The organism is Rhizobium sp. PEPV16, assembly GCF_008919455.1.
GTDB classification, from domain to species: domain Bacteria; phylum Pseudomonadota; class Alphaproteobacteria; order Rhizobiales; family Rhizobiaceae; genus Rhizobium; species Rhizobium leguminosarum_Q.
In genome coordinates, this window is sequence record NZ_VSZV01000356.1 from 168,632 (window position 1) to 180,423 (window position 11,792).

An 11,792-nucleotide genomic window follows, 5' to 3' on the forward strand; every position below is an offset into this window, starting at 1 on the left:
ACCCGCCTATTTCTACGGTCTCAAGGACGGCGAGGAACTGTTTGCCGACATCGAGCGCGGCAAGACGCTCGTCATTGTCAACCAGGCGATGAGCGCGACCGATAGCCAGGGCATGGTGACCATCTTCTTCGAACTCAACGGCCAGCCGCGCCGCATCAAGGTGCCGGACCGGGCCCATGGGGCGACGGGTGCCGCCGTCCGCCGCAAGGCGGAGCCGGGCAATGCCGTTCATGTCGGCGCGCCGATGCCGGGTGTCATCAGCCGTGTCTTCGTCTCGCCCGGCCAGGCCGTCAATGCCGGTGACGTGCTCGTCTCGATCGAGGCGATGAAGATGGAAACGGCGTTGCATGCGGAAAAGGACGGCACCATTTCCGAGGTGCTGGTGCGGACCGGCGACCAGATCGACGCCAAGGACCTGCTCGTCGTCTATGGCAACCCGTAAACGATGGCCAGGTCACCGATAAAGATCGAGCCGTAGTCACACAGCTCCTCCGCGGTCGTCTCTGGGTGGTGCGTGTGGACCTGCAGGTGGTCGGTCGCGAGGATTTTGACACGTCAACGATCCGAAGGACCGCGGCCGCTCTAGGAGTTTTAGACAAGATTTGAAACACGCGTCGCGCTGAAGTCGTTACGCAGCTGCCATAAGGAGGGTGCCTGCAGTAGCTCGCCGGGGTACAGGACGCGCTTAATGGGAAGCCCTTCAACGCTCCTACAGCTTATAGGGCCATCCAGGCTTCAGACCCAGCCGGGCTGGACGCTTCCGCCTACTCGGCTGGCGCGAATAAATTGGCTAGCGCCTGGAGTCATTCGTCCCACCCTTGCTCCGAAGAGACGCGTGCGCGTCAGCTTGCCGACCGAAACCCAGCCGCGCCATCATCGCAGCACGGTGATCAGCGAGCGATCTCACGGCATTACTCCTCCACCAATCGCAACACTGGCGGCGCGCCATATGCGCGGAACGTCTTGAGGTCGACTTGAACCATCGGGCCACGCGGCGTGTGCATGGTGAGCGTGCTGATATCGACATCAATACCGGATTTGTGTACGTCGCGGATTGCGTCATTCATTTGTTGAAGCGCTGTACCGAGTCTTTCCTCGGCATGCTTCTGTCTCGTGAGGTAAGGTGTCATGGTTGACCTGATTGTTTGCTGCTTGTGTCGCTTATGCGGTTAATCGGTTTAACGCTACATATAGATAGCCGACAATAAAGAAGGCCTCGCTCTGGACGCATTTGATTTTCACCCGATCCCGGTCCGGCCCGAGCGATAGGGGCGATCGAGGTGCTTGCCGACGATGCCTTCCAGGCCGAGGCGGCAGATATGCTCCAGGAAGACAGCCGGTTCGGCATCGAGCGTTTCCGATAGCCGAATGGCGCCGACCTGGTCATTCTTTGGAGCGTTTAAGGTGTCCTCGAGAAGGTGTCGGCGCCGCCCGTATCTCGTAGATCTGGCGGGCGTCGTTGCAATCCAGTTTGGGAACAATCGGCCACTGCTCCGGATTTCCGAGCGAAAAACGCCTACTGGCCGCAAAGGCTGCGCTATACGAGGCGGCCGCCAGGCTCAAAGAGCCCGCTGATGATGGCGCGCCTCATGCGGTCGAGGGCTATCTCTCAAAGAGTGGCAGGCGTGTTCTCAATACGCAGAGCGGCAAGGTCTTTAGCGTTAGGTCCCATACCGATTTCCATAGACCTAAGAAATTGCCACAAGCTTCGCGCGGTCCGGCGGTGTACCATCCTACGAGAAGGCAACGTACAGAAGCTGTGAGTATTCGCAAGACGCTTTTGCAGATAGAAACAGTCTCATCGAAGGCGGCAAGGCGGCTCCCGTCCTGCTGAATCTCTATTCGGACATCGCGTGATCAAGAACCCTGAGGCGGGGCAGGGCCTCGTCGAGGATCTGAAGCCAGAAATTCTTGCCACACGCGCCAATGCTCGGTGCTTTGCTGACGAAGATGATCCTCGGTGGGGTCGGTTTGCGAGAAATGGTCGAAGCCGATGGTAATCGGCGGTCGGCGGCCCCGATGGCGAGATCGAGCATGCGTCGGCGCTCATCCATACGCTCCGCTTCGGCAATCACTATCAGCACGGCCTGCAGGAAGGGATATCTCAGGCACTACAACCCCATTACCCTCGACAGACGAAACATCCTCCAATTGATTCAAATTAGCGACCGGAGGCTCTCGGCTTCTTGGGGACCGAAATACCGCTTTCCCGCTCAAGCTTTTTGCGAGCGAGTTTACGGACACGCCTGATACCTTCGGCCTTCTCGCGGGCACGTTTTTCGGAGGGCTTTTCAAAACGCTCCCGAAGTCGGGCCTCCCGGAAGACGCCCTCGCGCTGCAACTTCTTTTTCAAAAAACGGAATGCTTGCTCAACGTTGTTGTCACGTACCAGAACTTGCATTCTAAACCCCTAGGATCTCTGACGCGCCTCATTAGATCCACGCGCATTGATGATCAAGTCTTGGAAGTCGGTTTGCCTAAATTCTCTGTCGTCACTGATTCATGGGCTCGAGCGCGAATGGGGCTAGACGTAAGCTTTGTCAGCGGTTGCAGGGTGGGAAGTTCATAGCGTTTGAAGACCGAAACGCTTTCGGTTTCCATGTGGTTGAAACTCCGATTTTTGATGGTGCCATTACGTTGACGAACCGAGGTTTCTAAAATCCCCTCACCAAGGTTTCCTGACGACTTACTGAAGAATGCGGATTCTCGCCTGCGCTGTGGCGACGATCCATTGCTTCGTTCTCAGTTGCGGATCTTCGTGCCGCATCACATCGGTCACGACCGCGACGCTATCCGCCCCGTGAGCAAGGACGCCTTCGATGCGTCGACATTCAACCCGCCGATGGCCACCAGAGGCAGGTCGCCGATGCGCGATTTCCATTCTCTTAGCCTCGGCAGCCCTTGCGGTGCCCATTTCATCTGCTTGAGGATCGTCGTGTAGACCGGGCCGAGTTCGATATAATCAGGCTTTGCTGCCAATGCGGTTTCCAGCTCGCGTTCGTCGTGCGTTGACAGGCCGAGTTTCAGGCCATTCGCTCGAATCGCGTCGAGGTCCGCTGTCGCAAGATCCTCCTGGCCGAGATGGACGCAGTCGCAACCTTCCTCGATCGCAGCCGCCAGTGGTCGTTAACGATCAGCTGACATTGATGTTTGGCGCAGACTGCTAGTGCGCGACGGATCTCGGTGCATAGTTCAGTCTCCGGCCGATCCTTGATGCACAACTGCACCAGCTTGACGCCGAGGGGTACCAACTGGGCAATCCACTCGGCGCTGTCTACGATCAGGTAGAAGGGATCGAGCTTCATGTGAACACCGCCTTTCCGATCACCGGCGTGGAGGGTACGGCCATGTCGCGAGGCCCCATCAGGCCGGCGTTGAAGGCTTGATTGCCGGCGGCGGTTGCCACGGCAAAGCTGGCTGCCATCGCCGCGGGATCGCCGGCGCCGGCAACGGCGGTGTTGAGCAGAACCGCATCGAAGCCGAGCTCCATGACCGAAGTTGCATGCGACGGCCGGCCAATCCCGGCATCGACGATCAGCGGCACGTCAGGGAAATGTGCCCGCATCGCTCTGAGCGCTGTCGGATTGAGCGGCCCGGCGGCACTGCCGATCGGTGCGCACCAAGGCAGGAGCACCTTGCAGCCGGCCTCCAGCAGTCGTTCGGCCACGACCAGATCGTCCGTCGTATACGGGAAGACTTCAAAACCTTCACTGACAAGAATATGAGCCGCCTCGACGAGACCGAAGACATCCGGCTGTAGCGTATCGTGGTTGCCGATGACCTCGAGCTTGATCCAGTCGGTGGCGAACAGCTCGCGTGCCATCTTTGCGGTCAGCACCGCTTCCGCGACGCTGTGGCAACCTGCAGTGTTGGGAAGGATACGAACGCCGAGCGCGCGGATCATCTCGAAGAAGGCGCCCCCACTGCGGCCGCCAGACATCTCACGACGAAGCGAGACGGTGACGATTTCCGTCGCCGATTGCCTGACGGCCTCAGCGAGGATTGCAGGAGAGGGGTATCGCGCTGTGCCGAGCAGCAGACGGGAGGTAATTTCGGCCCCATAAAGCGTCAGCATCCGTCAGCCTCCCTGCATCGGCGACAGGATTTCGATCTTGTCATTGTCGTTGAGCGAACGATCGAACCGGTCTTCGCGATGGACAAGCTCACCGTTGACGGCTGTCGCCAGCCAGTCACCCTCGTATTCCATCAGGACTAAAAGCTCTGACAGTGTCTCAGCCGCGACATCGTGTTCCTCGCCATTAACGATCAATTTCATGGGGCTTTCCTTCTCGTGGCCTGTTGGTCGAAGACAAGTTCAGCGGCCTCGGCGGCCATGGCTGGCGCGAGCAGAAAGCCGTGGCGGTAGAGGCCGTTGAGCGAGATCACCTTTCCCTGACGGCTTGCGCGGGGAAGATTGTCCGGAAAGGCTGGACGGATTCCGACACCCGTTTCGATTATGGTTGCATCGGCAAAGGCCGGAAATAGCGTGTATGCAGCGTTGAGCAGTTCCATCAGTGAACGGGCGACTATAGGCCCGTCGAATTCCGTCTCGACCATCGTCGCGCCGACCATGAACAGACCGTCTCCACGCGGGACGATGTAGACGGGGAAACGCGGATGGAGCAAGCGGACCGGCCGGGAGAGATCCACGTCAAAGCTTCTAAGGTAGAGCATTTCGCCGCGAACGCCGCGCAACTCCTTCGCCTGGCCGATCTGCGCTGCGCCCGTGCAATCGACGACACCGTCAAAGCTCTCCTCGTGCGGGCTCTCGCCCACGAAGGTGACCCCCTGAACCGTCAGCTTGGTGCGCAGCAGACACAACACTCGCCGAGGATCGAGATGGGCTTCGCGGCGGAAGAACAGCCCATGCCGGAACCGCCCGGCAAGAGAGGGTTCCAGCGCCGCAATCGCCGTCTCTTCCAGCCATTCATAACCGGTCGTGCGGCAGGCAAAGCGTTGCAGTTCACCAAGATCGCGGGCCGGGGCGACCACGAGCGTTCCGTTTCGTCGCACCTCTCCAGGCACCATTGCCTCCCATTTGTCGGCGGCGGTGAGGCCGCGCATCAGCACAGCGCGATCAGCACTCTCCCGCTCGCACCAGGGCGCCAACATTCCGCCCGCGAGCCACGATGCAGCACCGAGGAAACCGTCATATGGATCGAGCACGGTGAGCTCGGCATCTCGAGCGCGCAGTTCATGCGCCACCGTCAGGCCGGCAACGCCGGCCCCTTTGACAAGCACACGCATCTCATTCGCCCGATTGCTGTTGGGTTTCTATCGGCATATAGAGGCCGCCGCCCTCACGATAACGCGCTGCCATCGCATCCAGACCTTCCTTCTGTGCTTCGGCGCGGATATCGTGCGAGATGCGCATGGAGCAGAATTTTGGGCCGCACATGGAGCAGAAATGCGCCACCTTATGGGCTTCCTTCGGCAGCGTCTCGTCGTGAAAGCTGCGGGCGGTTTCAGGGTCCAGCGAGAGGTTGAACTGATCCTCCCAGCGGAATTCGAAACGGGCACGCGAGAGCGCATCATCGCGCAGCTGTGCTGCCGGATGCCCCTTGGCGAGATCAGCCGCGTGGGCCGCGATCTTATAGGTGATAACGCCGGTCTTGACGTCATTGCGATCGGGAAGACCGAGATGCTCTTTCGGGGTGACGTAGCAGAGCATCGCGGTGCCGAACCAGCCTATCATGGCTGCGCCTATTCCAGAGGTGATGTGATCGTAGCCCGGTGCGATATCCGTCGTCAGCGGCCCGAGCGTGTAGAAGGGTGCCTCGCCGCAGACCTCGAGCTGCTTGTCCATGTTCTCCTTGATCTTGTGCATCGGCACATGGCCGGGGCCCTCGATCATCACCTGGCAGTCTTTCGCCCAGGCGATCTTGGTCAGCTCTCCCAGTGTTTCCAGTTCGGCGAATTGCGCTGCATCGTTGGCATCGGCGATGGAGCCAGGGCGCAGGCCGTCGCCGAGCGAGAAGGAAACGTCATAGGCCTGGGCGATGTCGCAAATTTCCTCAAAGTGCTCGTAGAGAAAACTCTCCTTGTGATGGTGCAGACACCACTTGGCCATGATCGAGCCGCCGCGGGAAACGATGCCGGTGACGCGGTTGACGGTGAGCGGGATATAGGCGAGCCGCACGCCGGCATGGATGGTGAAGTAGTCGACACCCTGCTCGGCCTGCTCGATCAGCGTGTCGCGATAGACCTCCCAGGTCAGGTCCTCGGCAATGCCGTTCACCTTTTCGAGCGCCTGGTAGAGCGGCACGGTGCCGATCGGCACGGGCGAATTGCGGATGATCCAGTCGCGGATATTGTGAATGTTGCGGCCGGTCGACAGGTCCATGACCGTATCGGCGCCCCAGCGGATCGCCCAGACCATCTTCTCGACCTCCTCCGCCATCGACGAAGTGACGGCCGAATTGCCGATATTGGCATTGATCTTCACCAGAAAATTCCGGCCGATGATCATCGGCTCAGCTTCGGGATGGTTGATGTTGGCGGGGATGATCGCCCGACCCGCCGCCACTTCCTGCCGGACGAATTCCGCCGTCACATGGTCCGGAATATGCGCGCCGAAGCTTTCGCCGTCGCGGACCATGGCATCCGCGTGCGCCTTGCGGCCAAGGTTTTCGCGTATGGCGATGAACTCCATTTCCGGCGTGATGATACCAGCGCGCGCATAGGCGAACTGGGTGACGGCCTTGCCGTCCTTTGCGCGCAGCGGCTGGCGTAGCGTGGGGAATTCGGGCGTCAGCCTTTCGCCGCTGGCAAAGCCGTTGTCTTCGGGACGGACATGGCGGCCCTGATAGGCCTCGACGTCGCCGCGGGCGAGAACCCAGTCGCGTCGCAGTGAGGGCAGCCCCTGTTCGATACGGATCTCGGCGCCCTCGATCGTATAGGGGCCGGAGCAGTCGTAGACGACGACGGGCGGCTCGCCCGATGTCGGATGCAGGCTGATTTCGCGCATCGGCACGCAAATTTCGGGATGGACGTCCCCCCGAATGTAGATCTTCCTGGATGCCGCCAAGGGGCCGGTGGTGACGGTTGGGGTGGCTGCGATATTCATGGTTTGAGGCTCCAAAGTTCGATTGGAGACCCAGTCCTCAGCCGGAATGATGAAAAGACGCCGGCACGGATTCCACGCGTGAATCCACTGCCTTGGAGCGCTTGCACCGTCCCTACGCCAGTATGAACTGGATCAGGTTCAACGGGTCGCTGCGCGCGATAGCAGTATCTCAGCCCCTTGCCGGGACCCCCCTGGTGAATGCCAAAAAGGGTAGAGGCTTGCCGAGGGGACGTCAAGCGACAATCTGCGATGGCGTAGGGTCAGGTTACACACAGGCTATCGTGCGTGGAGCCCGCGATCAAACGACGGACAAGGGCAATCGTCCGGCCGGCACGCTTCCGCACGACAAGGGCGTTTGTCGCACGCAGTGGCAGTCGATTTATTCCGAGTTGTTCGCCAATTCTTCCGAGATACCGAAGCGCTATTGAGAAAGCAGGCGCGGAACTGGAAAGTCTAGTACTTTGTCCGTGTAGCTTTCGACCAAGGTGCTAAACGGCGTGCCGTCTCGAAGTTTCAGTACGGCACGATGTTCGAGCAGGAACGGCGGCAGGGTAAGGGAACTTGTTTCGTGCGCTGTTAAGCCGTCCATGTCCCAGCCTTCGGATAGAGGGGACCAGAGCAACGTGGCAGACAGGTTTGTGCGAGTGAAATTGAGAGCCTGAACGGCTCTGCCAAACGCGATATCGCTGGTATTCAACGCCTGATTCATCTCTGCAGTTAATTTTGCAGGTACATACCAATTGTCGGCTTCGGACAAGACGCGGTCGCCGCAGACCAGGCGGACGCGGCGATAAGCGATAAGCTCACCGGGGCCGACGGTCAGAAGTTCACGGATGTGCTCATCGGCCGGTTTGCCTCGCCCGCCCACACGCTGAGCTACGATCTTGGAACCTTCCGGTGCGAGCTTATGCGCGGCGCACCAGCGGTCAAGGGTCAACGTAGCACTGGCGTTACTCAGGAGGTTGGCATTCAAGGTCTGGAGGACCGCAAGCGCTTCCACTCGAGATGCCGGCGTGTTCAGCCACTGAGACCCTATAGACGATTCTTGCGCGATTGCGATCTGGGTGCCCAGCACGATGGCGGCCGCTGCAAGTGCGGCGATGCGAATGCATTTCGAAGAACATAATGTCACGGAGAATGAAATCCTTTCTGCAGTATAATTGGGCAAACCTTGCGGGCCAAATATCCTTGATTTTTGCCGACGAGCGACCGTTGTCAGCGTATATGATAGCGGCAGCAGGATTTGAACTGCGGCTCGCGTGTGCCGCACAATGGTCAGGTTCCTGAAGACTTTCTTACCATCTTTCGATGTTCCAGCCGTGCTGGTTCGCACCTGTTGAAACTTGTGTGCCCGAGCCGTCCTTTGCTTGCGTCGCATCCATGTCGTCCATGATATCCTCCATCCGCTCGCCGACCTTTTGTTGGAGTCTGCGGGCGTTGGCGACTGAGCCGGCGCTTCCATTCTGGAATATGGAAACCCGAGAGACGTGGATTTCAAATGAGGAACGTGGCGGCCGGTCCGAATTCTCCCAAGTCCATACTCATAACTCTCACTTAACGGTTTAGCGCCTTTGTCGTCGCCCTCGCTCGTTGCGAGATGTTCATATAGCTGGATTGGATAAAATAGCTCGCAACCGAAAGCAAAATCCAGGAGCCATTGTTGGAAAAAGCTCTTCTTCGTCGACCCGGAGCCCTCCTGCCGGTCGAGTGACAATTGCAGACCAGGCAGCGACACGCCGTCGATGGTTGCCAACCTCAGGTGCGAGTAGCCAAGGCGCTTGTCTGATTTCTTTTGGCGCTCCATGTCATCGTGCTCCTTTGTAAGTCTGCCGACGATGATGTCGCCGGCAAGATTTCAGCATTCATCGGGAAAGAATTTCCGTTGCTACCGTAGCTCCTCATGACGGGACACTTGATGAAAATGACAAACAACGCAACAGATGTGTTGAGTATATTTTATGGTATATAATTTCCGATTTGGCAGACGTCACCTATTATCATGAGAAACCCGAAGTTATATAATATATTATCGCATATATTATTGCGTATATGGCACTTCATGGCTTCGGCGCCCGGGTGAGGCAGGTCTCTAACGGCAAACTCTTGCTGGTCGAAACGGCAATCGGGCGATACAAGGCCATCATAGGGCGGCGTCTGCGGGCCAAGTCGCAGCCTGGTCAGCAGACCGAAGTCGCCATCGCGCCGTTCTCTACCGCATGCTTGACTGGGCAAGCCCGAAAGCCGTCTGCCGCCATGCAGACTGGCGTGATCAGACGTTTTAAAGACCGGCAAGGAATATGACCAAGGTCGTCGGCGGCGTCGACGCCACGCAGGACGCGCTTGCCGCCATGCCGGCGTGCGATCTCGACGTTACCGTGTTCCAGGATGCCTCCGACGAAGTCCTTGATGGCGGCAGCAGGGACAGGCCAGACGCGAGAGCGTCAGCTGGCGATCTGGTATCGCCGAACCGAATGGCGAACCGTCGCGTCGACATCGATGCCGTAGAGGATCCAGTGGAGCTGCTCGGTTGAAAGCGGCGCCACCGCCGTCTCCCGACGTGGCCATCTGAATCTGTCTTGCGTCAATCGCTTCAGGACCATCACAAAACGAATCGATCGAACCCTTCTGATGACCATGCCCTCTCGCGAGGACTTAGACCCGGCCACAGATCCGCGAACCTGTCCGATGCAGAAGCTCGCGCTAAACGCGAGCGATCCGGTCGGATCAAACATGCGTTTTTGCTCCAATGGTTCGTTAGAATTCCTGTCGACGCTGCCTGAGCCGCCAACAGGTTCCTATTTTCAACACTGCTTCCATGGAGCCGCGCAAATCTCCCCATAACAAACCTGCTCACCCTTGTATTCTGCCAAGGTATGCAGCAAGCGCCCCAGCTCTTCCCGCTTCTGGACGTCCGGGAGAGACTCTCCGGCTACGAACTTCAAAGCCTGCTCGATCAAATCCACAGCGCGGTCATTGTCGCCGCTCTCATTGTAGTAAAAGGCAATCCTCTCGTAAGACTCAACGCGTGAGAGGGCATTTTGCTGCGGAAACAATCTGAGGATTCGTTCGGAGAGCTTCTTGCCCATCGAAAAGCGTTCCGCCGTTGGAAGGCCCGAGTAATCGTAGTGTGGACCGAAGAGTTCTTGCATCGCCGCGAGAAGCCAATCTTCAGAGTTTCGTTCAATTGCATCGCTAGCAAATTGGCCCAATGCTATCCAGCCCGCCTCCATGTCGCACATTTCTCCCATCAACATCGAGACATGTGACTGGCGCAAGGTGATGCTGTCCGGGTAAAGGTTGATGCCCTCTTCAATGGCCGCGAGCGCCGTCTTCCAATCCTCAATCTCTCTCGCCGCCCGGATTCGGCGACGCAACGCGTTCGCCGGAGCATCGATCTCGCCTTCAGCAATGCGTTCGCTTTCGGCATTTTTTGCTTCCTCGCTGGCGCGCCAGCTGCCGTCAATCACTTTTGGCAGAACGTCCTCGAGTGAGTTGTTCGAATCTTCGATAAAGGCAATGCTACCGTCTCGGTCGACAATGAGCGCCTGTGGAACATGGAAAGTCACGCTGGCATCCAGCCAATGCTTAGCCATTTCGCCTGAGTAGTCGAACCCGATCCGAATGTTCGAGTTGGGGAGCCATTTGGTCACCCACGCGTCCACCTGAGCTAGGGCCTCGTCAGCCGTTGCAGCCCGCTCATTTGCCGCAACTCCGATAACCTCAACTCCCATGTCGCTGTATTCCTCCTGCAACTGAGCCAAGTGGGACAGCGCCGGCCCGCAAGGTCCGCAGGTAGTCGAAAAGAACTCGAGGATGTATATCTTGCCGAGCTGGAAGTAGGAAAGCGGTTCGCCGCGCACCCAGTGCTGCACGTTGATCGACGGAGCTGGACAGTCTATGCTCAAATCAGGGGTCATGTTTTGGTCTCCCACCAGTGTTTTATCCGACGCTTCGTGCGCCAGGGATGAGCGTGTGAAGTATCAGGTCGAGCTGCTTCGATTTCGAAACGCGGCCCATGTTCCGTCTGTTGGATGCATGCTTGTGATCTCGTTTTCTGAGATGGCTCTGCGGGTGCGGGCGGCCATTGCGATAGCGTCCTTCTTTTGTGAGATTGCCGATGTCCCGTCGTTGGAAGACGCCGAGCCTTGATGCAGATGGAGGTCATTAAAGAGTTCCCATTAGCTTTGAACACCGACCGTGCTTCTCCGCGTTAGACGCCGCGGGGTTGTGCAAGCGACGCCTGTAAGTCAGGTGCCGGGGGCCTAGCCTCCGGAGGGCTGCGACGGCGACCTTTCGGGGTGAGGTTCTCACTTTAGTTTCCCTTGGTTCGTCAGGTGTTTGCGATTATCCGCGTCGCTGCTATTCGCCGGTCCGCCGTCTATCCTCTGTTTGGTTCAAGTGTCAGCAGCCACAGCAATCGTCTTCATCGTCTTCCTCGATGATGTGTCTTCTTTCCGTTTTTTCATTCCTCTTGAGCGAGCTGACCTCTGCTTCAGCGAGAGAAAAGACCACCTCAACATCCTCGCGTGAGACGAGTGGGCCGATACCTCTCATGATGCTTTGTTGGGCGAGACGGCGCACAATTTCCTTGACATAAGCCGCGCTGCCGCCCTTTGAACGAAAGACGGCTTCGGCCAAAGCTTCCGCCTGGAAGTTCAGGGCATGACCGTATTGCTTGAACGTAACCGGTGTTCTGACCCCACATTGTCTGCTGTCGCCTGATCTG

General features: G+C 58.4%; 9 protein-coding genes, 6 pseudogenes and 1 riboswitch. Of the genes and pseudogenes, 4 read left to right on the top strand and 11 right to left on the bottom strand.

The window, feature by feature from the left end:
• On the top strand, positions 1-442 hold a 442-nt coding region (locus FY112_RS35200), incomplete at its 5' end, for a biotin/lipoyl-containing protein (protein ID WP_151520501.1).
• Between the two features lie 469 nt (positions 443-911).
• On the opposite strand, the gene FY112_RS35210 is transcribed toward FY112_RS35200, so the two are convergent.
• Together FY112_RS35210 and FY112_RS38395 are read right to left on the bottom strand one after the other, a co-directional pair.
• Positions 912-1,130, bottom strand: coding sequence for a hypothetical protein (locus FY112_RS35210; protein ID WP_017958432.1), 219 nt, complete (start codon positions 1,128-1,130; stop codon positions 912-914).
• A 64-nt stretch (positions 1,131-1,194) separates the two neighbouring features.
• Positions 1,195-1,526: pseudogene (locus tag FY112_RS38395) on the bottom strand (hypothetical protein); the annotation flags it as partial.
• A gap of 197 nt (positions 1,527-1,723) precedes the next feature.
• On the opposite strand from FY112_RS38395, the pseudogene FY112_RS35220 reads away from it, so the two are divergent.
• A pseudogene (locus FY112_RS35220) lies at positions 1,724-2,081 on the top strand (amino acid synthesis family protein); the annotation flags it as partial.
• Positions 2,082-2,161: 80 nt separating this feature from the next.
• On the opposite strand, the gene rpsU reads toward FY112_RS35220, so the two are convergent.
• From rpsU to FY112_RS35255, 7 genes and pseudogenes are all read right to left on the bottom strand, one after another.
• Positions 2,162-2,401 carry a 30S ribosomal protein S21 gene (rpsU, locus tag FY112_RS35225; protein ID WP_017958430.1) on the bottom strand — a complete coding sequence of 80 codons (240 nt, stop codon included), beginning with the start codon at positions 2,399-2,401 and terminating at the stop codon, positions 2,162-2,164.
• A gap of 285 nt (positions 2,402-2,686) precedes the next feature.
• Positions 2,687-3,305, bottom strand: a pseudogene (locus tag FY112_RS35230) (thiamine phosphate synthase).
• Positions 3,302-4,075 carry a thiazole synthase gene (locus FY112_RS35235; protein WP_151520394.1) on the bottom strand — a complete coding sequence of 258 codons (774 nt, stop codon included), beginning with the start codon at positions 4,073-4,075 and terminating at the stop codon, positions 3,302-3,304. Before FY112_RS35235 ends, FY112_RS35230 begins: the two are co-directional and overlap by 4 nt.
• Before the next feature lie 3 nt (positions 4,076-4,078).
• On the bottom strand, positions 4,079-4,276 hold the full coding sequence (gene thiS / locus FY112_RS35240) for a sulfur carrier protein ThiS (RefSeq protein ID WP_017958428.1): 198 nt from the start codon (positions 4,274-4,276) through the stop codon (positions 4,079-4,081).
• Entirely contained in the window at positions 4,273-5,247 is a 975-nt protein-coding gene (thiO, locus tag FY112_RS35245) for a glycine oxidase ThiO (protein ID WP_151520395.1), read from the bottom strand. Before thiO ends, thiS begins: the two co-directional genes overlap by 4 nt.
• Position 5,248: 1 nt before the next feature.
• Positions 5,249-7,066, bottom strand: coding sequence for a phosphomethylpyrimidine synthase ThiC (thiC, locus tag FY112_RS35250; RefSeq protein WP_151520396.1), 1,818 nt, complete (start codon positions 7,064-7,066; stop codon positions 5,249-5,251).
• 91 nt (positions 7,067-7,157) lie between these two features.
• Positions 7,158-7,269: riboswitch (TPP riboswitch) on the bottom strand.
• A gap of 218 nt (positions 7,270-7,487) precedes the next feature.
• Positions 7,488-8,198: a hypothetical protein gene (locus FY112_RS35255; protein WP_151520502.1), complete on the bottom strand. Its 711-nt coding sequence runs from the start codon at positions 8,196-8,198 to the stop codon at positions 7,488-7,490.
• A 950-nt stretch (positions 8,199-9,148) separates the two neighbouring features.
• On the opposite strand from FY112_RS35255, the pseudogene FY112_RS38400 reads away from it, so the two are divergent.
• Both FY112_RS38400 and FY112_RS35265 read left to right on the top strand, forming a co-directional pair.
• A pseudogene (locus FY112_RS38400) lies at positions 9,149-9,348 on the top strand (hypothetical protein); the annotation flags it as partial.
• 9 nt (positions 9,349-9,357) lie between these two features.
• Positions 9,358-9,465 (top strand): annotated as a pseudogene (locus tag FY112_RS35265) (rhizopine-binding protein); the annotation flags it as partial.
• A 402-nt stretch (positions 9,466-9,867) separates the two neighbouring features.
• Here the strand turns inward: FY112_RS35265 and FY112_RS35275 are convergent.
• Together FY112_RS35275 and FY112_RS37245 are read right to left on the bottom strand one after the other, a co-directional pair.
• Positions 9,868-10,983 carry a TlpA disulfide reductase family protein gene (locus FY112_RS35275; protein WP_017958423.1) on the bottom strand — a complete coding sequence of 372 codons (1,116 nt, stop codon included), beginning with the start codon at positions 10,981-10,983 and terminating at the stop codon, positions 9,868-9,870.
• Positions 10,984-11,467: 484 nt separating this feature from the next.
• Positions 11,468-11,792, bottom strand: a pseudogene (locus tag FY112_RS37245) (hypothetical protein); the annotation flags it as partial.